This window comes from Kitasatospora sp. NPDC090091 (assembly GCF_044747365.1).
In the GTDB taxonomy this organism is placed as follows: domain Bacteria; phylum Actinomycetota; class Actinomycetes; order Streptomycetales; family Streptomycetaceae; genus Kitasatospora.
Map to the genome: position 1 here is coordinate 547,304 of NZ_JBIVDY010000001.1, position 22,941 is coordinate 570,244.

22 protein-coding genes are annotated in these 22,941 nt (G+C 73.6%); 11 read left to right on the plus strand and 11 right to left on the minus strand.

What is annotated here, in order from left to right:
* Nucleotides 1-40: 40 nt before the first annotated feature.
* Both rpmI and infC read right to left on the minus strand, forming a co-directional pair.
* Nucleotides 41-235 carry a 50S ribosomal protein L35 gene (gene rpmI / locus ACIPSC_RS02455; protein ID WP_030286227.1) on the minus strand — a complete coding sequence of 65 codons (195 nt, stop codon included), beginning with the start codon at nt 233-235 and terminating at the stop codon, nt 41-43.
* A 140-nt stretch (nt 236-375) separates the two neighbouring features.
* Nucleotides 376-1,107: a translation initiation factor IF-3 gene (gene infC / locus ACIPSC_RS02460; protein WP_400822493.1), complete on the minus strand. Its 732-nt coding sequence runs from the start codon at nt 1,105-1,107 to the stop codon at nt 376-378.
* Between the two features lie 451 nt (nt 1,108-1,558).
* On the opposite strand from infC, the gene ACIPSC_RS02465 reads away from it, so the two are divergent.
* Entirely contained in the window at nt 1,559-1,936 is a 378-nt protein-coding gene (locus tag ACIPSC_RS02465; protein ID WP_400822362.1) for a DUF1844 domain-containing protein, read from the plus strand.
* 100 nt (nt 1,937-2,036) lie between these two features.
* On the opposite strand, the gene ACIPSC_RS02470 is transcribed toward ACIPSC_RS02465, so the two are convergent.
* The gene (locus tag ACIPSC_RS02470; protein WP_400822363.1) at nt 2,037-2,780 is read right to left on the minus strand and encodes an SseB family protein; all 744 of its coding nucleotides are present in this window, start codon (nt 2,778-2,780) and stop codon (nt 2,037-2,039) included.
* Nucleotides 2,781-2,894: 114 nt separating this feature from the next.
* Between ACIPSC_RS02470 and ACIPSC_RS02475 the strand changes: the two genes are divergently transcribed.
* From ACIPSC_RS02475 to ACIPSC_RS02485, 3 genes are all read left to right on the plus strand, one after another.
* Entirely contained in the window at nt 2,895-4,121 is a 1,227-nt protein-coding gene (locus tag ACIPSC_RS02475; protein ID WP_400822494.1) for an alanine racemase, read from the plus strand.
* A 122-nt stretch (nt 4,122-4,243) separates the two neighbouring features.
* Nucleotides 4,244-4,675, plus strand: a complete 432-nt coding sequence (locus tag ACIPSC_RS02480) for a hypothetical protein (RefSeq protein ID WP_400822366.1) — start codon at nt 4,244-4,246, stop codon at nt 4,673-4,675.
* Between the two features lie 249 nt (nt 4,676-4,924).
* Nucleotides 4,925-5,845 carry a lytic polysaccharide monooxygenase gene (locus ACIPSC_RS02485; protein WP_400822367.1) on the plus strand — a complete coding sequence of 307 codons (921 nt, stop codon included), beginning with the start codon at nt 4,925-4,927 and terminating at the stop codon, nt 5,843-5,845.
* A 189-nt stretch (nt 5,846-6,034) separates the two neighbouring features.
* Here ACIPSC_RS02485 and ACIPSC_RS02490 read toward each other — a convergent pair whose 3' ends face one another.
* From ACIPSC_RS02490 to ACIPSC_RS02500, 3 genes are all read right to left on the minus strand, one after another.
* Entirely contained in the window at nt 6,035-7,147 is a 1,113-nt protein-coding gene (locus tag ACIPSC_RS02490) for a DUF2510 domain-containing protein (protein ID WP_400822369.1), read from the minus strand.
* A 127-nt stretch (nt 7,148-7,274) separates the two neighbouring features.
* Entirely contained in the window at nt 7,275-8,102 is an 828-nt protein-coding gene (locus ACIPSC_RS02495) for a 3-oxoacyl-ACP reductase (RefSeq protein ID WP_400822370.1), read from the minus strand.
* 73 nt (nt 8,103-8,175) lie between these two features.
* Nucleotides 8,176-9,657, minus strand: a complete 1,482-nt coding sequence (locus ACIPSC_RS02500; protein WP_400822371.1) for a glutamine synthetase family protein — start codon at nt 9,655-9,657, stop codon at nt 8,176-8,178.
* A gap of 154 nt (nt 9,658-9,811) precedes the next feature.
* Here ACIPSC_RS02500 and ACIPSC_RS02505 point away from each other — a divergent pair, with 154 nt between their 5' ends.
* Nucleotides 9,812-10,555 carry a gamma-glutamyl-gamma-aminobutyrate hydrolase family protein gene (locus ACIPSC_RS02505; protein ID WP_400822372.1) on the plus strand — a complete coding sequence of 248 codons (744 nt, stop codon included), beginning with the start codon at nt 9,812-9,814 and terminating at the stop codon, nt 10,553-10,555.
* Nucleotides 10,556-10,686: 131 nt separating this feature from the next.
* Here ACIPSC_RS02505 and chrA read toward each other — a convergent pair whose 3' ends face one another.
* Nucleotides 10,687-11,835, minus strand: a complete 1,149-nt coding sequence (gene chrA / locus ACIPSC_RS02510) for a chromate efflux transporter (RefSeq protein ID WP_400822373.1) — start codon at nt 11,833-11,835, stop codon at nt 10,687-10,689.
* Between the two features lie 187 nt (nt 11,836-12,022).
* Here chrA and ACIPSC_RS02515 point away from each other — a divergent pair, with 187 nt between their 5' ends.
* Both ACIPSC_RS02515 and ACIPSC_RS02520 read left to right on the plus strand, forming a co-directional pair.
* Nucleotides 12,023-13,123: a cation diffusion facilitator family transporter gene (locus tag ACIPSC_RS02515; RefSeq protein ID WP_400822495.1), complete on the plus strand. Its 1,101-nt coding sequence runs from the start codon at nt 12,023-12,025 to the stop codon at nt 13,121-13,123.
* A 131-nt stretch (nt 13,124-13,254) separates the two neighbouring features.
* Nucleotides 13,255-14,157: a 5'-3' exonuclease H3TH domain-containing protein gene (locus ACIPSC_RS02520; RefSeq protein ID WP_400822497.1), complete on the plus strand. Its 903-nt coding sequence runs from the start codon at nt 13,255-13,257 to the stop codon at nt 14,155-14,157.
* Here ACIPSC_RS02520 and ACIPSC_RS02525 read toward each other — a convergent pair.
* Entirely contained in the window at nt 14,144-14,578 is a 435-nt protein-coding gene (locus ACIPSC_RS02525) for a hypothetical protein (RefSeq protein ID WP_400822375.1), read from the minus strand. The two genes, ACIPSC_RS02520 and ACIPSC_RS02525, sit on opposite strands and share 14 nt — an antisense overlap.
* 335 nt (nt 14,579-14,913) lie before the next feature.
* Between ACIPSC_RS02525 and ACIPSC_RS02530 the strand changes: the two genes are divergently transcribed.
* Together ACIPSC_RS02530 and ACIPSC_RS02535 are read left to right on the plus strand one after the other, a co-directional pair.
* The gene (locus ACIPSC_RS02530) at nt 14,914-15,261 is read left to right on the plus strand and encodes a hypothetical protein (protein ID WP_400822376.1); all 348 of its coding nucleotides are present in this window, start codon (nt 14,914-14,916) and stop codon (nt 15,259-15,261) included.
* 26 nt (nt 15,262-15,287) lie between these two features.
* Nucleotides 15,288-15,761: an NUDIX domain-containing protein gene (locus ACIPSC_RS02535; protein WP_400822378.1), complete on the plus strand. Its 474-nt coding sequence runs from the start codon at nt 15,288-15,290 to the stop codon at nt 15,759-15,761.
* A gap of 73 nt (nt 15,762-15,834) precedes the next feature.
* Here ACIPSC_RS02535 and ACIPSC_RS02540 read toward each other — a convergent pair whose 3' ends face one another.
* Entirely contained in the window at nt 15,835-18,690 is a 2,856-nt protein-coding gene (locus ACIPSC_RS02540; protein ID WP_400822499.1) for a DEAD/DEAH box helicase, read from the minus strand.
* Between the two features lie 270 nt (nt 18,691-18,960).
* Here ACIPSC_RS02540 and ACIPSC_RS02545 point away from each other — a divergent pair, with 270 nt between their 5' ends.
* Both ACIPSC_RS02545 and ACIPSC_RS02550 read left to right on the plus strand, forming a co-directional pair.
* Nucleotides 18,961-19,335 (plus strand): hypothetical protein, encoded by a 375-nt coding sequence (locus ACIPSC_RS02545; protein WP_400822380.1) that lies wholly within the window; start codon nt 18,961-18,963, stop codon nt 19,333-19,335.
* A 32-nt stretch (nt 19,336-19,367) separates the two neighbouring features.
* Nucleotides 19,368-19,706, plus strand: a complete 339-nt coding sequence (locus tag ACIPSC_RS02550; protein WP_238739883.1) for a metalloregulator ArsR/SmtB family transcription factor — start codon at nt 19,368-19,370, stop codon at nt 19,704-19,706.
* Nucleotides 19,707-19,853: 147 nt separating this feature from the next.
* On the opposite strand, the gene dacB is transcribed toward ACIPSC_RS02550, so the two are convergent.
* A complete protein-coding gene (gene dacB, locus ACIPSC_RS02555; protein WP_400822381.1) occupies nt 19,854-21,428 on the minus strand; it encodes a D-alanyl-D-alanine carboxypeptidase/D-alanyl-D-alanine-endopeptidase in 1,575 nt (524 codons plus the stop codon).
* A gap of 249 nt (nt 21,429-21,677) precedes the next feature.
* Entirely contained in the window at nt 21,678-22,928 is a 1,251-nt protein-coding gene (locus ACIPSC_RS02560) for an aminotransferase class V-fold PLP-dependent enzyme (protein ID WP_400822384.1), read from the minus strand.
* Nucleotides 22,929-22,941 lie beyond the last annotated feature (13 nt).

A 22,941-nucleotide genomic window follows, 5' to 3' on the forward strand; every position in this document is an offset into this window, starting at 1 on the left:
TCAGCTGCCCCGCCACGGCTCGCGCCGGGCGGGAGGGCGATCACTTGCCGAGAAGCTTCTTGATCTTCTTGGCGTCGGCGGGGGCCATCTCGACGGTGCCGGCCAGCTTGCGGGTCAGCGTCGAGGGCTTGTGCTCCAGGAGGTGGCGGCGGCCGGCGCGCTCGCGCAGCACCTTGCCAGAGCCACTGATCTTGAAGCGCTTGCTGGCGCCACTGTGCGTCTTCTGCTTCGGCATTTCGCCGTATCTCCTCGTCGGTCCGTCCACGCCCGCGCGGTGTTCGCCGCGCGGGCGTGAAGGATGGATCTGCGATGACCGGGCAGGACGCCCCGTCACCTTGGTGGCCGGTCTCCCGGACCGCCCTGACCCCTGGGGGCTCAGGCGTCCTGGGAGGCCTCGGCCGGCTGCTCGACCTCGGCGGCCTCGGCGGCCGGCGCCTCGGGGGCCTCGACGGCCTCGACGGCCTCGGGGGCTTCGGAGGCCTCGACGGCCTGCTCGGCCTCGGACTCCTCGGCGGCGTCCGGACCGGTGGTCCGGCCCTGGCGCTCGGCCTTGCGGGCGTCGGCGGCGGCGCGGGCCTCGGCCATCGCCTCGGTCTTCTTCTTGTGCGGGCCCAGAACCATGATCATGTTCCGGCCGTCCTGCTTGGCCGAGGACTCCACGAAGCCCAGGTCCTGGACGTCGTTCGCCAGCCGCTGCAGCAGTCGGAAGCCCAGCTCGGGGCGGGACTGCTCACGACCGCGGAACATGATCGTGATCTTGACCTTGTCGCCCTGCTTGAGGAACCGGACGACGTGACCCTTCTTGGTGTCATAGTCGTGCGGGTCGATCTTCGGCCGGAGCTTCATCTCCTTGATGACCGTGTGCGCCTGGTTCTTGCGCGCCTCACGGGCCTTCATGGCCGACTCGTACTTGAACTTGCCGTAGTCCATGAGCTTGCACACCGGCGGCCGGGCGGTCGCCGCGACCTCGACCAGGTCGAGGTCGTACTCCTGCGCAAGCTCCAGCGCCTTGGCAAGCGGCACGATGCCGACCTGCTCGCCGCTGGGACCGACGAGTCGCACCTCGGGGACGCGAATCCGGTCGTTGATGCGGGGCTCGGTGCTGATGGGGCCTCCTCGGTTGCACCTTCTGCGATGCGGCCGTCGGACGGCGGTCGCACGTAGTGGACTCGACCACTGGGCGGGGCTTCATTCGTGCTGCGCTGCCTGGCCGGCAGGCCTGCACCGCGACACGAAAAAAGCCCCGCTCGGTACAAGCGGGGCTCCACACAACCGGGGGCGGCACCCGGTGAGGGGTGCTGCGGGCGACTCGGCGCTGGGCGCCCGTCGCGGACCGGACCCGTCGACCGCGAGGCCGATCAGGTGGGAGACTTTCGCGGTTGCCCTCTCGGGCCTCCTGGGTGGAGCCTCCACTTGCTGGCCGGGCACCCTCGCAGGCACCTGGCCGGTCAGTCTCGAAGCATACAGGCTCCCCGGGGTCGAACGCCATTCCGCCCCGCCGGACAGGCCCTTGTACGCTCCCTGTGTACGGACACCGGCACGACGGAACGAGCCCCCCTTGAGCAGCGAGCCCACCCAGAACCCCGCCGCGGACGACGAGACGATCGGTTTCGACGACCTCACCCGGGACATCGCCGAGGTCCCGGCCGTCGAGGTGATCACCACCGTGGCGGTGCACCTGATGAGCGCCGCCGCCGTGAAGTGCGGTCTGGCCGAGGGCGGCGAGGCGGACAAGGACCTGGACGAGGCGCGCAAGCTGATCACCGCGCTGGCCGGGCTGGTCACCGCCGGTGCCCCGGAGATCAGCAACTTCCACGCCGCCCCGCTGCGGGACGGCCTGCGCTCGCTCCAGCTGGCCTTCCGCGAGGCGTCCGTCGTCCCGGACGCGCCGGGCGCCGGCCCGGGCGAGAAGTTCACCGGCCCCGTCTACGCCTGAGACCCCGCACGCCTGAGACCCGCGCGCCGGACGCCCTCGCGCGTCCGGCGGCCGCACGGGTGCCCCCGCGGATCGGCGATCCGCGGGGGCACCCGTGCGTTCAGCGCCGGTAGAGCGGCTCGCCGGGCAGCTGGGCACTGGCCGGCAGCACGGCCAGGCTCAGGCCCCGGTCGAGCCGGACCCGCAGCACCGGATCGGCGGCGACCGCCTGCCCGACCCGCTGGACGGCCGCCTGCAGTCCCGCCTGGTCCAGCTCCGCGTCCAGCACCACCGCGAGCAGCCCGTCGCCGTCCTGGTACGGCGCCAGCAGGCCCGCCACCACCTGCGGCTCGGCCGCCAGCAGCGCCCGGACGGCCTCCTGCACGTCCGGGTCGGCCAGCGGCGGCAGGTACGGCCGGTTCTCCGCCAGCGCGCGCAGCCGGGCGCCGGACAACTGGTAGGCGACCGGGCCGGCCGGGTCGATCAGCAGGGTGTCGGCACGCTCGGAGAAGGCGACCATGGCGGCCTGCGGAGCGGCCACCGGCGCCGGGCGGGCGTCGGCGCGCCAGCGGGCCAGCGTCTCCAGCGAGGTGAAGGCCGGCAGGGCCCGGCGGCCGTCGGCGGCCTCGACCACCGGCACGGCCATGTCGCTGGTCTTCTCGTGCTTGTGCCCGTGCTCGTCCACCTCGACCTCGCCGAGGACGGCGACGATCGGGACCATCAGCCGGGTCGGCCGCAGCGCCGCCAGCACCTCCGGTTCGGCGCTGCGGTCCTGCGACCAGCGGTCGAGTGCCGCGGCGAGGGCCGGGTCGGCGGTGCCGTCGTCGCCGGCGAATCCTGGGTCGGGAATGTTCTTGCGCTCCACCCGGCCGACCCTATGCCACGGCCGGCCGTGGCCACACGGACCGAAGGTCCCCAGAAGGTCGCCGCCGATGCCTTACCGACCGGTAGTGCCGTGTGGCAATCTGCGGCCATGGCCATGCTCGAAGCTGCTGCCCGTACCGCCGCCGCCCCCTCCCCGGCGGCCGACCGCGCCCGGTACGACCGGGCCACCGCCCACCTGGACGGCCCGGTGGCCGTCGTCGACCTCGCCGCCTTCGACGCCAACGCCGCCGACCTGGCACGCCGGGCGGCCGGCAAGCCGGTCCGGGTGGCGAGCAAGTCGGTGCGCTGCCGGGCGCTGCTGGAGCGCGCGCTGGCGACGGACGGCTTCGCCGGGGTGATGAGCTTCACCCTGGACGAGTCGATCTGGCTGGCCCGCACGGGCCTGCGCGACATCCTGCTCGCCTACCCCTCGGCCGACCGGGCCGGCTTCGCCGAGCTCACCGCCGACCCGGAGCTCGCCGCCGACGTCACCGTGCTGCTGGACGACCCGGCCCAGCTCGACCTGATCGACGCGGCCCGGGCCGGCTCCGCGGAGGTCCGGGTCTGCCTGGAGCTGGACACCTCGCTGCACCTGTTCGGCGGGCGGGTACGGGTCGGCGCCCGGCGGTCGCCGCTGCGCACGCCCGAGGACCTCGGCGCCTTCGCCGAACTGGTCCAGCGCCGCCGGGGGTTCCGGGTGGTCGGGCTGATGGCGTACGAGGGCCACGTCGCCGGGGTGGGCGACGACGTGCCCGGCCGGCCGGTCCGCTCGCGGATGATCCGGCTGATGCAGGCGAAGGCCCGGGCCGAGCTGGCCGAGCGGCGCGCCGCCGTGGTGCGCCGGCTGCGGCAGGTGGCCGAGCTGGAGTTCGTCAACGGCGGGGGCACCGGCAGCGTCGAGTCCACCGCGGCGGAGCGGGTGGTCACCGAGGTGGCGGCCGGCTCCGGGCTGTACCTGCCCCGGCTCTTCGACAACTACCGGGCGTTCCGGGGCCGCCCGGCCGCGCTCTTCGGGCAGCCGGTGGTACGCCGCCCCGGGGTCGGCGTGGTCACGGTGCTGGGCGGCGGCTACCCCGCCTCGGGCGCGGCCGGGCAGGACCGCTCGCCGGTGCCGTACCTGCCGCCGGGCCTGCGCTACGACCCGATGGAGGGCGCCGGCGAGGTTCAGACGCCGCTGCTCGGCCCGGCCGCCGACGACCTGCTGATCGGCGACCGGGTCTGGTTCCGGCACGCCAAGGCCGGCGAACTCTGCGAGCGCTTCGCCGAACTGCACCTGATCGAGGGCGACGCGGTGGTGCGCACCGTCCCGACCTACCGGGGTGAGCGGAAGACCTTCCTCTGAGCCTCCGGGGCGGCGGCGCAGGCGGTCTGACCGACCGGCACCTGCGCCACTTCCGCCCGCCGTCGCACCCGGGTGCTCTAGCGTGGTGGGCGGAGGCTTCGCAACAACCCTGAGGGGGCGCCGTGGAGGGCGAGATCGTGCAGCAGGTGATGGCGTCGGGCGCCACCACCGTGGTCGGGCTGATGGCCACCGACGCCTGGACGCAGGTCCGGGCGCGCCTGGCGGCGCTGTTCGCGCGGGGCCGGGGCGCCGAGGAGGTGTCCGCCGAACTGGAGGAGATCCGGGTCGAGGTGATGCGCGCCGACCACGATGCCGGGCTGGTCGAGGACAGCACCGCCGAGGTGCGCGGCCGGATCCGCCGGCTGGTCCGCCAGGACCCGGCCGCGGCAGCCGAACTCCAGGAGATCCTGGACGAGTTCAAGCACCACCTGCCGCAGCGGACCACGGTGCTGACCAACAACATCCACGGCGGCACGTTCGGCAGCGGCATCGTGATCCAGGCGCACACCTCCACGGTGAACGGCGTGCTCCCGCAGGAGCCGCGGCCGCGCTGACCGGACGCGTCCGGGAGCAGAACCTTAAGCGGGCCCGATGGGAAGCCTAACTCCGGCTTCCCGTCGGGCCTTTGTGCTGCGCGTACGGCTACTGTCCGTCAGAAAGTACGCCGGGAACGGCTATTGCCAGTTGGTCTAGTCCAATCATACGCTCTGGCCGGGGTCCGCGCGCCGGGTCGGCGGCCCCCGGGCAGGCGTGCCCGTCCCCCACGTTCTCGGCCCGGCACACGGCCAAGGAGTCCCCACCCCATGTCCATCAAGCGAAGTGCCCTGTCCGTCGGCGTGATCGGCGCCGCGGTCCTCGCCGTGGCGGCCACCACCGCCGGCACCGCCGCCGCCCACGGCACCATGACCAACCCCGTCAGCCGGATCGCGGCCTGCTACGCCGAGGGGCCGGAGAACCCCAAGTCCCAGATCTGCAAGGACCTGGTGGCGATGAGCGGCACCCAGCCGCTGTACGACTGGAACGAGGTCAACATCGCCAACGCGGACGGCCACCACCAGGCGCTGATCCCGGACGGCAAGCTCTGCTCCGCCAACCGCGACAAGTACAAGGCGCTCGACCTCCCCCGCGCCGACTGGCCGGCCACCCCGGTGAGCTCCGGCGCGTTCAACTTCAAGTTCCGCACCACCGCACCGCACCTCGGCACCCAGACCGTCTACATCACCAAGCAGAGCTGGGACCCGACCCAGCCGCTGAAGTGGTCGGACCTGGACCCGGCCCCAGTCGCCCAGGTGCCGGTCACCCGGACCGCCACGGACGGCTACTACAACTACGCCGGCACGCTGCCGCAGCGCACCGGCCGCCAGCTGCTCTACACGATCTGGCAGCGCAGCGACAGCCCCGAGGCCTTCTACAGCTGCTCCGACATCGACTTCGGGAAGACCGCCGCCGCCCAGCCCGCCGCCGCGCTCGCCGCACAGGCACCGGCCGCGCCGAGCGAGGAGCAGATCACCGCGGGCCTGTCCAAGTCGACCGTGGCCCACCACGGGCACGGCGGCAACGCCAACGAGCCGGCCGGCGCCGTGGTGCCGACCGCCAGCGCCGCCGTCGGCGGCGGCTCGCCCACCGGCCCGCTGCTGCTGGCCGGCGCCGCCGCCATCGGCGTGGGCTGGGCCGGCATGGTGCTCCGGCGCCGTCGCTTCGAGGCTGTTCGACGCGACTCCTGACCGCCGGAGGCCGGGGCCGGACCGAGCACACCCCCGTTCGGTCCGGCCCCGGCACACGCCACGTACGGCGGCGGGCGCCGCGCGCCGGCACGCCTCGGACGCCGGACACCCCGGGGCCGCGACCGACACGTACGGCGGGCCACCCGGAGCGCCTCCGGGTGGCCCGCCGTACGTGAGCGGAGCAGCGCGTCAGGTGTTCGACGTCCCGCCGTCCGGGCCGTCGGGGGCGCCCGGGATCGGCGGCAGCTTCCCCTTGTAGTCGGCGACGCCCTTGACGATCGTGTCCATCACGGCGACATCGGGCGCCTTGTCGGCGATGTCGAAGCCCAGGTGCAGGGAGATCAGCGCCTTGCCGTCGGCGGAGGGGAAGACCACGGTCTGCACGTAGCCGTCGTTGCCCTTGGCCGCGTCGACCTTCCAGCGGACCAGGTAGCCGTCCCGGCCGTCGACCTTGACCGCCTCCGACTTCAGCTCCTCGTGGGAGTTGATGTCGTTGTAGGAGGCCTTGGCCGCCTTCTCGATGTCGGCCTTGGCCGCCGCCTGGACGTCGGTGCCGGCGCCGGTGATCCGGCCGGTGTTGGCACCGCCGAGCGAGCAGTCGCCGCCGCCCTCGCACTCGTAGGAGCCCACGGTCAGCCCGGCGAAGCCGTCCTGTGTGGTGCCGCCCTTCCAGCCGGCCGGGACCGGCAGGGTGATCCGGTTCACCAGGTCGGCCGCGGTGCTGCTGTTCCTGCCGTTGCCCCGGCCGCCGTTGCCGTTCCCGCCGTTCCCATTGCCGTTGCCGCCGTTGCCGCCGTTCTTGCCGTTGCCGTCGCCGGCGTCCGGGCCGCCGAGGTCGGGCAGGCCGCCCCAGGGGCCGTTCTCGCCGTACGGCGGGGCCTTGGGGGCGGCACGGTGCGAAGCCCGCTTCTCCCCGTGGCCGTCCATGGCGAGGTAGGTGACCCCGGAGCCGACGAGCAGCCCGGCCAGGGCGGCCACGGTGGCCGCAACCACCAGCCGGGACGGACGGCGGCGCGGCTTCGGCGCCGGCGGCATGGGCGATCCGTAGACGGTGCCGAACGGGGGCGGCTCGGGGTAGCGGACGGTCGGGCCGCTCTCCAGCACCTCCCCCTCCAGCACCCGGGTCTCGTCGGTCGCCTCCGGCCCCGGAGCCGGCGCGGCCGGGGGCTCCGGCGGCGGGGCGTCCAGGGGTGCGGGCCGGGTGCTGGCCGTCCAGCCCTTGCCGTCCCACCAGCGCTGCGGTCTCGGCTCGCTGGTGTCCTTGGGGTCCGGGTACCACCCGGCGGGAATCTGCTCACTCACACCAGTGAATCTAAAGGCACTCGGATAAACGCGATATCAGTGGAGCCCACAATTCCCGGCATTCTCCATGAGATTACGGTGAGAAGCCGCGAGCGCCCCGTCAGTGCCCTTCTTGGACCGGTGTCACCTACGCCCCCGAGATGCCGCCGTCGACCAGGAATTCGCTCGCCGTGATGAAGGAGGAGTCGTCGCTGGCCAGGAAGGCGACCGCGGCAGCGATCTCCTCGGGCCGGGCGAAACGGCCGAGCGGGATGTGCACCAGGCCGCGGGCGGCCCGTTCCGGGTCCTTGGCCAACAGCTCCCGCAGCAGCGGGGTGTCCACCGGGCCGGGCGAGAGGGCGTTGACCCGGATGCCCTCGCGGGCGAACTGCACACCCAGCTCGCGCGACATCGCCAGCACCCCGCCCTTGGAGGCGGTGCAGGAGATCTGCGAGGTGGCCGCGCCCATCCGGGCCACGAGGCCGGCGGTGTTGATGATCGAACCCCGCCCGTGCCGGCGCATGTACGGCAGCGCCGCCTTGCAGCAGAGGTAGACCGAGGTCAGGTTGATCTCCTGGACCCGCTTCCAGGCCTCCAGTCCGGTGGTCAGGATGGAGTCGTCCTCCGGCGGCGAGATGCCGGCGTTGTTGAAGGCGACGTCCACGCTGCCGTACGTCTCGTAGGCCTCATCGAACAGCGCCTCGACCATGTACGGGTCGGTGACGTCGGTGTGCACGAAGAGTCCGCCGACGTCCTTGGCGGCCGCTTTCCCGGTGGTCTCGTCGAGATCGGCGCAGACCACCCTCGCGCCCTCGGACGCCAGCCGACGGGCGGCGGCCAGGCCGATGCCGCTGCCCGCGCCGGTGACCACGGCGGTGCGGCCGACCAGGCGGCGGCAGACCGGTCCGCCGTGGTCCCGGGCCGAAGGCTTCTCCCGGGCCGGGGGCTTCTCCCGGGCCGGGGGCTTCTCTGTCATGGCCGGCTCCTGCTCCTCGCTCTTCGTGGGACGGCGGGTGACGACGGCCCCGGTCGCGGACCGCGCGCCGGGCTCACATCCGCTCGAACGAGCGGTAGCGCTCCCAGTCGGTGACGGCGCTGTCGTACGCGGCCTGCTCGATCCGGGCGGTGTGCAGGTAGTGCTCGACCACGTCGGCGCCGAAGGCCTCCCGCGCCAGTTCGCTCCCGGCCCAGAGGTCGGCGGCCTCGCGCAGCGAGCCGGGCACCCTGGCGTACTCGTCGGCCGCGTAGGCGTTGCCGAGACAGGGCGCGGGCAGCTCCAGCTTCTGCTGGAGGCCGTGCAGCCCGGCCGCGATCATGCCGGCCACGGCGAGGTACGGGTTGACGTCGCCGCCGGGCATCCGGTTCTCCATCCGCAGCCCGGGGCCGCGGCCGACCACGCGGTAGGCGCAGGTCCGGTTGTCCCGGCCCCAGGCGACGGCGGTCGGCGCGAACGAGCCGGGACGGAAGCGCTTGTAGGAGTTGATGTTCGGCGCGTAGAGCAGGCTGAACTCGCGCAGCGCGACCAGCTGGCCGGCCAGGAAGTGCCGCATGGTGTCGGTCATCCGACCGCCGTGGTCGGCGAAGGCGGGGACGCCGCCGGGGCCGGCCGAGCGGTCCCGCAGGTCGCGCAGCGAGAGGTGGATGTGGCAGCTGTTGCCCTCGCGCTCGTTGTACTTGGCCATGAAGGTGAGCGCGCAGCCCTGCTGGGCGGCGATCTCCTTCGCCCCGGTCTTGTAGACGCTGTGCTGGTCACAGGTGGTGAGCGCGTCGGAGTAGCGGAAGGCGATCTCGTGCTGGCCGAGGTTGCACTCGCCCTTGGCCGACTCCACGACCAGGCCGGCGCCGGCCATCTCCAGACGGATCCGGGAGAGCAGCGGCTCGACCCGGGCGGTGCCGAGCATGGAGTAGTCGACGTTGTACTGGTTGGCCGGGGTGAGCCCGCGGTAGCCGCCCGACCAGGCCTGCTCGTAGGTGTCGCGGAAGACCAGGAACTCCAGCTCGGTGCCGATGTCGGCGGCGAAGCCGTACTCGGCGAGGCGCTCGATCTGGCGGCGCAGCAGCTGCCGCGGCGCGGCGTCCACCGGGTGGCCGCCGTGCCGGGTCAGATCGGCGGTGACCTGGGCGGTACCGGGCTGCCAGGGGGTGAGCCGGAGGGTGGCGAGGTCGGGGCGCATGGCGAAGTCGCCGTACCCGGTCTGCCAGGAGGAGAGGGCGTAGCCGTCCACGGTGTTGAGGTCGACATCGACGGCGAGCAGGTAGTCGCAGGCCTCGGCGCCGTGCTCGGCCACCTCGTCGAGGAAGAACCGGGCGGCGAACCGCTTGCCCTGGAGCCGCCCCTGCATGTCCGTGAAGGCCAGTGCGACGGTGTGGATCTCGCCGGCGTCGACCAGGGTGCGGAGCTCGTCCAGGGTGAGCGGTGCGCGCCGGGGCGCGCCCGCGGTGTCGTCGGACGCGGTGTCGTCGGGCGCGGCGGCGACACCGGGCGGCGTGGCACCGGGCGGCGTGGCACCGGGCGGCGTGGCGTCGGGCATGGCGGAACCTCCTCCTCGATCACGCAGCGAGATCAAGCGGTCACAGCGAACCGTACGGCCTGCCACCGACAGCGCGGAAGAGGGCGGGCGGGTGTGGCGCGCCGAGAGGCGTGATTGACGGGGTATCAGGTGGGACGGGAGGAGAATGCCCGCCATGGATCGCAGGCCTTTCATCGGCGTCAGCACCTACCAGGTGGACGCGAGTTGGAGCGACTGGCGGGCCCGCCCGGTGGCACTGGTGCCCGAGCGGTACACCGCCTACGTGCGGGACTCGGGCGGGATCGCGGTACTGCTGCCGCCGGATGCCCCCGAGCGCGCCCCCGAGGTGCTGGCCCGGCTGGACGCACTGGTCATCGCAGGCGGGCCGGACATCGACCCGGCGTACTACGGCCAGCCGCCGCACCCGCTGACCGAGGCGAGCTGCCCGGAGCGGGACCACTGGGAGTCGGCGCTGATCCGGGCGGCGCTGGCGGCCGGCATCCCGCTGCTGGGGATCTGCCGCGGCATGCAGGTGCTGAACGTGGTCTGCGGCGGCACGCTCATCCAGCACCTGCCGGACGTGGTCGACCCGGACATGCACGCCGGCACCCCCGGCACGTACGGCCGGCACCTGGTGCGGCCGGTGCCCGGGACGCTGCTCGGCGGGCTGCTGCCGGAGAGCGAGCTGACGGTGCCGACCTTCCACCACCAGGCGGTGGACCGGCTCGGCGCGGGCCTGCGGGTGAGCGCGCACGCGCCGGACGGCACGGTCGAGGCGGTGGAGGGGCCCGGTTTCACCCTCGGGGTGCAGTGGCACCCGGAGCAGGGCGACGACCTGCGGGTCATGCAGGCCCTGGTCCGCGCGGCGACGGCGGCCCGCACCGTCCCGCTGGAGGCGGTCGAGTCGGCCCTGGGCTGATCCGGGGCACCGGCCCGCGGGCCGGGCCCGCGGGCCGTCCACCGGGGCGGCCACCGGGGCGGCCCCTCCGCCGGCGGGCCGGGGCGCCCCCTCTGCCGCCCGGGCCGGACGGGGCCTCGTCGCGGCCGGTCTCAGGACACCGGCAGCCCGGCCGCCGCGGCGATCACGCCGGCCGCGCCGGCCGCGAGCAGGGTGAGCACGACGCCCCGGCGGGCCGCGACCAGCCAGAGCAGGGCGGCGGCCAGCACGCCCCACTGCCAGCCCTCCCCCAGCGAGGCGGCCAGCGGTACGGCCGAGCCGGCGATGGCGCCGACCACCGCCGGGCCGGCGCCGGTGAGGAAGTCCTGCACCCGCCGGTCCGCCCGGAGCCGGTCGAAGTGGCGGGCGCCGAGGACGACGAACAGGAAGGACGGCGCGAAGGCGACCGCGGCCGCCAGCAGTCCGCCACCGAGCCCGGCCGCCGCGTAGCCGACTGCGGCGACGGTGTGCACCACCGGGCCGGGGGTGACCTGGCCGAGGGCGACGGCGTTGAGGAACTGTCCGTCCGTCATCCAGTGGTAGCGGTGCACCGCGTCGTCCTGCATCAACGGGATGATCACGAAGCCGCCCCCGTACGAGAGCGCCCCCACCTTGAACGCCACCCAGGCCACCGCACCCAGCCCGCCGAGGACGGGCAGGGCGGGCAGCGCGACCGCCGCCGGCAGCGCGACCCGCCGGCCGCGGGCCCGGACGGCGACCTCGGCCAGCCCGGCCGCGACCAGGACCAGCACCAGCCACGGCCCGGTGAGGATCGCGGCGACCGCGCCGGCCAGCGCGTACCCGACCCAGCGGGCCCGGGCGGCGCGCTCGCGCCCCACCCGGGCGAAGCTGCCGGGGACCAGTGAGGTCGCGGCCTGCACCGCGACCGCCGGGACGGCCGCGCCCGCGCCCGCCGCCGCGCCCAGCACCCAGAGCGGCGGGTCGCCGGCCAGGAAGAGCACTGAGAGGGCGAGGATCAGCACCAGTCCGGGCGAGATGAAGCAGGCTCCGCCGACCAGCGCGCCGGCGGTGCCGCGCAGCCGCCAGGCGGTGAAGATCGCCAGCTGGGTGGAGGCAGGGCCGGGCAGCAGGTTGGTCGCCGCGATGCCGTCCTCGAACTCGCCGGGCTCCATCCACTTGCGCCGCTCCACGCAGAGCCGGCGCAGCAGCAGGATGTGCGCGGGCGGGCCGCCGAAGCCGAGCAGCCCGATCCGGCCCCACTCCCGGGCGATCTCCCCCAGTCCGACCCGCTGCTCCAGCACGGCTGCTCCCCTGTTCGACGGCGGCGCGACGATACCGGAGCCGGGTGTCGCGACGGCAATGACAACGGTCTCCAATGCAGCCTTTGGATCTTCGTCCGATCTGAGGTTCACTTCGGGTGCAGGGCAGTTGCGCCCCTTCCGCGATCCCCGCATGTCCAGACCCCCGCGCGTCCAGGAGAGGACTTCGATGGCCGGGCACGAGCACTCGCACGATGATCATGCGCATGACCAGCAGCACGGGCGCAGCGGCCGCGACGGCCACGGCGGGCACAGCCACGGCCACGGCGGCCATGGCGGGCACGGCGGGCACAGCCACGGCGTCGCCGCCGACGCCGACCGCCGGTGGCTGCTGAGCGCGCTCGCGCTCATCGTGGTGTTCATGGCCGGCGAGGTCGTGGTCGGCTTCGCCGCCCAGTCGCTGGCCCTGATCTCCGACGCCGCGCACATGCTCACCGACGCCGCTTCGATCGTGCTGGCGCTGGTCGCCATGCGGCTCGCGGCCCGCCCGGCCCGCGGCGGCTACACCTACGGCCTCAAGCGCGCCGAGATCCTCTCCGCCCAGGCCAACGGGGTGACGCTACTGGTGCTCTCGGCCTGGCTCGCCTACGAGGCGGTCACCCGGCTGATCGAGCCGCCGGACGTGACCGGTTCGCTGGTGCTGGTCACCGCGCTGGTCGGGATCGTGGTCAATCTGGCCGCGGCGTGGTGCATGTCCAAGGCCAACCGCAGCTCGCTGAACGTCGAGGGCGCGTTCCAGCACGTCGTGACCGACCTCTACGCGTTCATCGCCACCGCCGTGGCCGGCCTGATCATCCTGCTCACCGGCTTCGCCCAGGCCGATGCGATCGCCTCGCTGATCGTGGTGGTGCTGATGCTGCGGGCCGGCATCGGCCTGGTCCGCGACTCGGGGCGGATCTTCCTGGAGGCGGCGCCGGCCGGCATCGACCCGGACGAGGTGGCGGACCGACTGGTCGCCCAGCCGCTGGTGGAGGAGATCCACGACCTGCACATCTGGGAGATCACCTCGAACCAGCCCGCGCTCTCCGCGCACATCCTGGTGACCCCGGGCGGCGACTGCCACGCCGTCCGCCGCGAGCTGCAGCGCAAGCTGGCCGGCCAGTACGGGATCACCCACAGCACCCTGCAGGTCGACCACGTCGGCGAGGACGCGGCGGGCACCCTGCTGCAGATCACCGCCCCGGAGTTCGCCGCCCCGGCCGGCAAGGGCCCCGACCACTGCGCCGACTCCCACGGCCCCGTCCACCGCGCCGGCCCGCACGAGCACTGACCGCCCGACACCGACCGCACGGACCCGGCGGACCGGACGAGCACCGACCTCCACGAGCACCGACCCGCACGAGCAACCGGCGAGGTGTCCGTCCGGTACGGCATGATCGGAGGGTGACCGCACCGCGACTGATGCTGCTCGACTCCGCCAGCCTCTACTTCCGGGCCTACTTCGGCGTGCCGGACACCCTGCGCTCCCCGCAGGGTGAGCCGGTCAACGCCGTCCGGGGCCTGCTCGACTTCATCGCCCGGCTGGTCCACGACCACCGGCCCGACCAGCTGGTCGCCTGCATGGACGCCGACTGGCGCCCGCAGTGGCGGGTCGACCTCATCCCCACCTACAAGACGCACCGGGTCGCCGAGGCGGCCGTCGACGGCGAGGAGGAGGTGCCGGACACGCTGGCCCCGCAGGTGCCGGTGATCGAGCAGGTGCTCGACGCGCTCGGCATCGCCCGGATCGGCTCCCCCGGCTACGAGGCCGACGACGTCATCGGCACCCTCACCGCCCGGGCGACCGGCCCGGTGCAGATCGTCACCGGGGACCGCGACCTCTTCCAGCTGGTGGACGACGCCCGGGCGGTCACCGTGCTCTACCCGGTCAAGGGCATGGGCAACCTGCAGGTCACCGACGACGCACTGCTGCTGGAGAAGTACGGCGTGCGCGGCTCCCAGTACGCCGACATGGCCGCCCTGCGAGGTGACCCGAGCGACGGCCTCCCGGGCGTGAAGGGCATCGGCGAGAAGACGGCCGCCCAGCTGATCAACGAGTACGGCGACCTGCCCGGCATCCGCGCCGCCGCGCTCGACATCGGTTCGAGGCTCACCCCGGCCCGCCGCCGCAACATCGTCGAGGGCGCCGCCTACCTGGACGTGGCCCCGAAGGTCGTCCGGGTCGCCGACGACGTGCCCCTGCCGGCCTTCGACCCCACCCTCCCCGACGAGCCCGCCGACCCGATGCTCCTGGAAGACCTCTCCACCCGCTGGGGCCTCGGCACCTCCCTCGACCGCCTCCTCCACACCCTCACCACCACCTGAGCCCAGGCGGGGTCACCGCGCTCCGGACTCGGGCGGCGATCACATTGGCCAGCGCCTGCTTGTTGGTGACCCATTCCGGGTCACCAACGGAGACCGAGTGCCGTACGGCTTCGAGGACGGCTTCGTCGGCCGCACCGGGCCTGGTCAGGTGTGCCCGCATGTAGTGCTTGAGAAGCGCCGGGAGCTGGTCCGGCCGAGTCGCAGTCTTGGTCTTGAGGGCGAGCAGTGGGAGGAACCACTGCTCGAATCCGTCCACGGTCGCCTGGGTGGCTCGGTACGCCTCGTGAAGCGGTTGCAGGCTTGCCGTGTGGTCGTACGGGAGGTGGCCGTGCAGGGCGTACTGAAGCCGCGTGCCGCCGTGTTCGCGGAAATGCTGGCCGTGGGCGGCGATGTGGCTGGCGGCGTTCTGGGTGATGGTCATGACGGCTACCTCTGCCTGGTGCCTTCGGGCTGCGGCAAGGACGGTGGCGTGGAGACCGGCACGCGGGTCGAGAACGAGGCCATCGAGGCCGAGGGGCGACAGGTCGATGCCGTGGTCGCGGGTTCGGGAGAGGATCAGGCGCTGGGCGACGTTGGCGGCGGTGTGCTGGAGGTGCTTGGGCTGCTGGCGGTGACCCTGCCCATCTGTCGGTCTACGGCACCCTGTTCCTCGTCGGCTCGACGGCCGCAGCGAGGGCGGAGGATCGGAGCACAGCGCGCGAGTTCCTTGCCCGAGCGGACCGGGTCGCGCAGCGCTTGGGCCAAGACGCCAACCACATGTGGACGGCCTTCGGCCCCACCAATGTGGCCATCCACCGAATCTCAGCCGCCATCGAGCTGGGCGATATCCAGCTCGCGTCCGACCACGGCCCGCGAGTGGACGCCTCGGCTTTGCCGCTCGAGCGCCGCGTTCGGCACTCGCTCGATCTGGCCCGAGCTCACAACGCGCAGAACCGCATGGATGAGGCGCTTGCGCTCGTGCTGGATGCTGAGGAGCTGGCCCCGGAGCAGGTCCGCTCCCACTTCATCCCCAGGCAATTGGTGACCGGCTGGGTCCGCCAACAACGCGGCCGGCCGGGCCACCTCCTTGCGGGGGTCGCGCGCCGACTCGCGATCGTTGGGTGACGGCGACGGGCGACTACAGTCGTCGCATGAACGACTCCCAGTTCGACGAGGTCGTGGCTCGGCCGCGGAGCGCCGCCGGTGTGCTGTTCTTCGACGAGGACGACCGGGTGCTCCTCGTGAAGCCGACCTACAAGCCCGGCTGGGAGATTCCGGGCGGATACCTGCATGCGGGCGAGACCCCGAGCGAGGGAGCAGCCCGGGAGGTGGAGGAAGAACTCGGCATCACGCCGCCGATCGGCCGCCTGCTGGTGGCCGACTGGGCACCCCACCCCACCGAGGGGGACAAAGTCCTCTTCGTCTTCGACGGAGGACTCCTCGGGTCTGCCCAACTCGACCGGATCGCTGCCGACCAGATCGAGATCAGCGAGCACGCCTTCCACCCCCGCGACCGGCTCGACGCGCTGCTCGTCCCACGCCTCGCCCGCCGAGTCCACGCTGCTTGTGCCGCTCGGGCCCGTACCGAGACCGCCTACCTCGAACACGGCATTCCCCTCGCGTAGCCCCACGGGACTGATCCCGCCAACGCCGAAGGGCCCGTCCTCGCGGAGGACGGGCCCTTCGGCGTTGGCGGGATCAGCCCACGGAGGAGTAGGCGATGATGCCGCGGCGCATGCCGTCGATCGCCTTGCGGGCGGTCTTGCGCAGTTCGGCGTCCTCGCCGGCCGCGTCCTGGATCTGGCCGAGGACGTCGATCAGCTGCTTGGTCCAGCGGACGAAGTCGCCGGCCGGCATGTCGGCGTCGCGCAGCACCTGGTCCAGGCTGTGGCCGAGGGCCCAGCGGTAGGCGACCCAGGCGAAGCCGAGGTCGGGCTCGCGCTGGCCGACGCCCTCGGCGGTGTTGATCCGGTGCTGCTCCTCCAGGGCGTCGAGGTGGCCCCAGATCCGGACCATCTGGCCGAGCGCCTCCTTGGCCTTGCCCTCGGGCACCCGGGGGGCGGCCGCGTCGTCGGACTGCCGGGCCTCGTAGACCAGCGCCGAGGCGCAGGCGGCCAGTTCGGCCGCGGCCAGGCCGTTCCAGACGCCCTCGCGGATGCACTCCGAGGCGAGCAGGTCGAGCTCACCGTAGAGGCGGCCGAGGCGCTTGCCGTCGTCGGTGACAGTGTCACCGCGCAGGTAGCCGAGGTCGGTGAGCAGGGCGCAGACGCGGTCGAAGGTGCGGGCGATGGTGTGGGTGCGGGAGCGCATCCGGCGTTCCAGCAGCTCGGTGTCGCGGTGCAGCCGGTGGTAGCGCTCGGCCCAGCGGGCGTGGTCCTCGCGCTCGTCGCAGCCGTGGCACGGGTGCTGGCGCAGCTCGGCGCGGAGCCGGGTGATCTCCGGGTCGTCGGCGGCGGCCGCGCGGCCGCGCCGGAACCGCTCGGGCTCCAGGTGTCCGGCCTTGGTGCGCAGGGCCGAGGCGAGGTCGCGCCGGGACTGCGGGCTGCGCGGGTTGAAGGACTTCGGGATGCGCACCCGCTCGATGGCGGCGACCGGGTGCGGGAAGTCGATCATGGCGAGCCGCTTGACCTGCCGCTCGGCGGTGAGCACCACCGGACGCGGCCCGTCCTGGTAGTCCGGGTGGCGGGTGCCGGCCCGGCCGTTGCGGCTGACCGGCGGCAGGCCCGGGTCGAGGACGAGGGCGAGGCCGGCGAACTTGCCGGTGGGGACGTGGATGACGTCGCCCGGCTTGAGCTGCTCGATGGACTCGACGGCGGCGGCCCGGCGCTGGCTGCTGCCCTCGCGGGCGAGCTCGTTCTCGCGGTCCTTGAGCCGGCGCCGCAGCTCCATGTACTCGTCGAAGTCGCCAAGGTGGCAGGTCATCGACGCGCGGTAGCCCTCCAGCCCCTCCTCATTGCGCTGGACCTGGCGGGAGATGCCGACCACCGAGCGGTCGGCCTGGAACTGCGCGAAGGACGTCTCCAGCAGCTCGCGGGAGCGGTGCCGGCCGAACTGCGAGACCAGGTTGACGGCCATGTTGTACGAGGGCCGGAACGAGGACCGCAGCGGGTAGGTGCGGGTGCCGGCCAGGCCGGCCAGCGCCTCCGGGTCGAGGCCGCGCTGCCAGAGCACCACGGCGTGGCCCTCGACGTCGATGCCGCGCCGCCCGGCCCGGCCGGTGAGCTGGGTGTACTCGCCGGGGGTGATGTCGGCGTGGGTCTCGCCGTTCCACTTGACCAGCTTCTCCATGACCACCGAGCGGGCGGGCATGTTGATGCCGAGGGCGAGGGTCTCGGTCGCGAAGACGGCCTTGACCAGCCCCTTCACGAAGAGCTCCTCGACGACCTCCTTGAACCGCGGCAGCATGCCGGCGTGGTGCGCGGCGATGCCGCGCTCCAGCCCGTCCAGCCACTCGAAGTAGCCGAGGACGTGCAGGTCCTCGTCGGGGATGTCGGCGCAGCGCTCCTCGACGATCGCGCGGACCTTGGCGCGGTCCTCCTCCTTGTTGAGCCGCAGGCCGGAGGAGAGGCACTGCTGGACGGCGGCCTCGCAGCCGGCCCGGCTGAAGATGAAGGTGATCGCGGGCAGCAGGCCCTCGGCGTCCAGGCGGTCGATGACGTCGACCCGGCCCGGCGTCCAGACCCGGCCGGGGCGGCCGTTGGGCATGGAGCGGCCGCGGCCGCGGCCGAACCTGTCGCGCGGGTTGCGGTCCAGCTCGGAGCGGGCCAGCCGGACCAGCTCGGGGTTGACCAGCTTGGCCGGGTTGCGCGGGGCGTCCTTGGGGCGGCCGTCGCGGTCGGGGTTGGCGAACAGGTCGTACATCCGGTTGCCGGCCATCACGTGCTGCCAGAGCGGCACCGGCCGGTGCTCGGAGACGATCACCTTGGTGCCGCCGCGCACGGTGTCCAGCCAGTCGCCGAACTCCTCGGCGTTGGAGACGGTGGCGGAGAGCGACACCAGGGTGACGGACTCGGGGAGGTGGATGATGACCTCCTCCCAGACGGCGCCGCGGAAGCGGTCGGCGAGGTAGTGCACCTCGTCCATGACCACGTAGCCGAGGCCGTTCAGGGTGCTGGAGCCCGCGTAGAGCATGTTGCGCAGCACCTCGGTGGTCATCACCACCACGGGCGCGTCGCCGTTGACCGTGTTGTCGCCGGTCAGCAGGCCGACCTTGGCGGCGCCGTAGCGCTTGACCAGGTCGCCGTACTTCTGGTTGGAGAGCGCCTTGATCGGCGTGGTGTAGAAGCACTTCCGCCCGGACTGGAGGGCCAGGTGGACGGCGAACTCGCCGACGATCGTCTTGCCGGAGCCGGTCGGGGCGGCGACCAGCACGCCCTCGCCCGCCTCCAGCGCCTGGCAGGCCTCGATCTGGAACTCGTCCAGCGGGAAGTCGTAGAGCTGCTGGAAGCCGTAGAGGGCGGTGGCCTGCTCCTTGGCCCGGCGGCGGAAAGCCGCGTACGCCTCGGCGGGGTTGAGCTCCCGCTCCTCGGGGTGCTCGGGCAGAGGGGTGTTCATCGCCGTCCGGGTGTGGTTGGTGTGATCTCGCATCTCAGCGAGAGGTTACCCGGGAGGACCGACATCGATAGCACCGTTTTCCGCGCCAACGGATCGGTTCTCTCTCATATCCATAGTTGCAAATATCTTCAACCAGTCGCGAAACGGCCAGATTTGATCAACTCCGGTCAAGCTTGGTGGATCGCCGTACCTCCTCCCTACATTCGGTGTCGAAGCCACCACTCACGGCAGCCCGCGTGCCTGCGGCAGCCACGACAGGAGGAGAAGACGATGGCGAACCTGGAGACCGCGCTCAAGGAGGCCATGGCGATCGACGGCGCGATCGGCGTCGCGCTGGTCGACTACGGCAGCGGCATGGCGCTCGGCTCGCTCGGCGACGGCGGGGAGCTGGACCTCAACGTCGCCGCGGCCGGCAACACGGACGTGGTCCGGGCCAAGATGCGGGCGATGGAGCTGCTCAACCTCCACGACAACGACATCGAGGACATCCTGGTCAGCCTGACCAGCCAGTACCACCTGCTCCGGCCGCTCACCATGCCGAACGGCCGCGGGCTCTTCCTCTTCCTCGCGCTCAACCGCACCCGCTCCAACCTGGCGATGGCCCGGCACCAGCTGAAGCGGATCGAGGTCTCGCTGGAGATCTGAACGGACCGGGCACCAGGGAAGGGAGCGGCGCCGTGGGGGTCGCGCTGTACCAGGCCAAGGCCGAGTTCTTCCGGATGCTCGGCCACCCGATCCGAATCCGCGTGCTGGAGCTGTTACAGGCCGGACCGACGCCGGTCCGCGAGCTGCTGGCCGAGCTGGAGATCGAGCCGTCCAGTCTCTCCCAGCAGCTCGCCGTCCTGCGCCGGTCCGGCATCGTCACCGCCACCCGGGAGGGCAGCACGGTGGTGTACGCACTCGCCGGCGGCGAGGTCGCCGACCTGCTCCGGGCCGCCCGGCGGATCCTCACCGAGCTGATCGACGACCGGAACACCCTGCTCGCCGAGCTGCGCGCCGGCGCCGACCAGCCGTGACGGCCGCCGTCACACAGCAGCCGTCACGCCGCCGACCCCGGCGGTGGCCCCGGTACTCGCCGGGTACCGGCGGGCGGGCCGATCGGGCCCGGTCTCCGATCCGGTCGGTCTCCGACCCGGCCGGTCGCCGATCGGGTCGGTCGCCGATCAGGTCCAGTCCAGGGCCGCCTTCCCGGCCGTCCGGACGGCCGGGCGGGAGGGCGGCAGGGGCGACGAGGGCGGCGGGGGCGGCGGAGCCGCCGCGGGGCCGCCGGCCAGCCGGACGACGAGCGCGTCGATCACCGGGCGCGGGCTGTCACCGGCGAAGTTGTTGAACAGCACGGTGAAGGCGAGGGTCCGCCCGTCGCCCTCGACGTACCCGGTCAGGGCGTCGACCCCGGTCATCGAGCCGGTCTTCGCGTGCACCCGGCCCTCGGCGGCGGTGCCGACCATGCGACGGGTGAGCGTCCCGCCCACCATCCGGCGCGGGTCGCCCGCCACCGGCAGGGCGTCGTACCAGGTCCGGAACCACGGGCGGCCGCGGGCGAATCCCAGCAGGGCCGCGTACCGCCGGGCGGTCATCAGGTTGTGCCGGGACAGCCCCGAGCCGTCGCTCTGCCGGGCGGCGGTCACGTCCAGGCCGCTCCGCGAGAGGAACGCGACGACCTCGGCGAGACCGGCGGACCAGCTGCCGGAGCCGACCCGGACGAGGCCGATCTCCTTCACCAGGTGCTCGGCGATGCCGTTGTTGCTCAGTTTGAGGAAGGGCACCAGCAGCTCGCCGACCGGCGCCGACTCGTGCCGGGCCAGGGTGGCGGCGCCCGCCGCGGCCGGGCCGGCCGCCACGCCCCGGGCCACCGTCACACCGTGCCGCTGCAGGGCTGCCGCGAACACCGCGGCGGCCACCGCGGCCGGGTCGTCGACGGTGACCCACTCGTCGGTGGCAGCGGCGCCCGCCGGGAGACTGCCGGCCAGCACGATCTCGTTGCCGCCGAGCCGGCGGGTGACGTCCAGGGCCGGTGCACCGCCGCCCGGCCCGGTGTCGATCCGGCCGGTCAGCCGGACCGGGGCGTCGGCGGGCGTGAGCCGGACGGCCGCCGGGCGGCCCGGCTCGGCGGCCGGTGTGACGGTCAGCCGGACGGTGCCGGGGTCGTAGTCGGTGTCGGTGGTGAGGGTCAGCGCCGAGATCTGCGGGCTGTAGTAGTACGGCTGGTCGTCCCAGGCCCAGTTCGGGCCGAGCCGGACGTCGTCCCAGCGGCTGGCGTCGGCCCGGACGGCACCGTTGACCTCGGTGACGCCGGCCGCGGCGACCTGGCCGGCCAGCTCGTCGAGGTCGGCCGGCAGCAGGCTCGGGTCCCCGCCGCCGCGCAGCACCAGGTCGCCGTCCAGGACGCCGCCGCGGCGGCGGCCGTCGGCCAGCACCTCGGTGGCGAAGCGGTGGTCCGGGCCGAGCAGTTCGAGGGCGGCGGCGGCCGTCACGGTCTTGAGGGTGGAAGCCGGCAGCAGCAGCGCATCGCTCGCGTGCTGGTAGACCACCTCGCCGGTGGCGGCGTCGGTGACCTCCACCGACACCTGGGCGCCGGCCAACCGCCGGTCGGTGAGCAGCCGGTCCAGGTCGGCGGCGAGCTCCGTGCCGGCCCGCGCCCCGGCGTTCGGGCGGCCCGACACGGGGCCGGCGACGAACAGCACGGTGAGGAGCGCGGCCAGCGGCACGCACCACCGCCGGGCGGGAAGGGAACGCACGGGGCCTCCGTGGGGTGCTGCGGCGGACAGGGCGCTGCGACGGACAGGGTGCTGCAACGGAACGAGGTGCGCGACGAGCGAGGTACGGCTGTGGACGTGCCCGCCACGAGGGACGTGCGGCGCCACGACGGACCGCCTCGCGCCGACGGACGCCGCGGCGGCGGCGGGACCACTCTGGGGCACCCGGCCCGCCACCACCGCGGCGACACGCACCCGGCCCGCCCGGTCGGCGGAGCGTGCGGCGCGCCGTCAGCGCTCCTTGAGCAGCTCCGCGAGCCCCGCCGCAAGCCGCTCGTAGTCCCGCGGCCGGTTGTAGAGCTGCGCGCTGACCCGCAGCACCCCACCCCCGGGCCAGGGCCGCACCACCGTCCGGACGGCGTGCCGGCGCCACAGCTCCGCCATCAGGGCCGGGGCCGCCGCCTCCTCCTCGCCCCACCCCCGGGGCAGCCGCAGGGCGCGCATCGAGACGCCCGGCGTCGCCGGCAGCGGCTCCAGGCCGAGCCGCTCGGCGAGCAGCGCCTGCCCGTGGCCGGCGAGCCGCTCGTTGTGCTGCCGCACCCGGTCGGCGCCGAACGACCGCAGCACCTCGAAGCCCGCCGGGGCCGCCAGCCACGGCGTGTAGTCGCAGGTGCCGCGCCACTCGACGCAGGCCGGGTAGCCGCGGTGGTGCTCCCAGGAGAGCGCCAGCGGGCGGACCCGCGCGGCCCACTCCGGGCGGACGGCGAGCACACCGGTGGCGCGCGGGGCGAAGGCCCACTTGTGCAGATTGCCGAACCAGAAGTCGGCGGCCGGCTCGACCGGACCGGCCAGCATGCCCGGGGCATGGGCTCCGTCCACCACGGTGGTCACGCCCCGCTCGCGCAACGCCGCGAGCAAGGCCGGGCCGGCGATCCGGCGGGCGGTGGGCGAGGTGATCTGGTCGAGCACGGCGAGCACCGTGCGGCCGCCGACCGCGGCCAGGACGGCCGCGGCGACGGCGTCCTCGTCCGGCAGGTCGAGCGGCAGGCGGACGGTGTCCACCTCGGCGCCGGCCTCCGCGGCGCGGCGGCGCACGGCCTCGGTGACTGCGCCGTAGCCGTGGTCGGTCACCAGGATCCGGTCACCGGGGGCGAGCGGGACGCTGTCCAGGGCGACCGCGACCGCCTCGGTGACGTTGGCGACCAGGGCGAGCAGGGCCGGGTCGGTGCCCAGCTCGGCCGCGAGCGCCGTCCGGGCGGCGCCGACCCGGGCCGGCAGGTCGGCGAAGAAGCCGTCCGGGTCGCGCTCCTGCTCGGCCCGGAGCCGCTCCTGGACCCGCTGGACGGGCAGCGGCACTGCGCCGTAGGAGCCGTGGTTGAGGTGGACCGACTCCCGGTCCAGCGTGAACAGTTCCTCCGTCCCGGGCAGCGGCGCCGGCGGTTCGACGGTGATGTCCGCCGACGATTCGACGGCGGGGCGCGCGGGCAGTTCGACGGTGGTGCTCACCGCCGGTTCGACGGCGGGGTACGCGGCTTCGGTCACTGCTGCCTCCGGG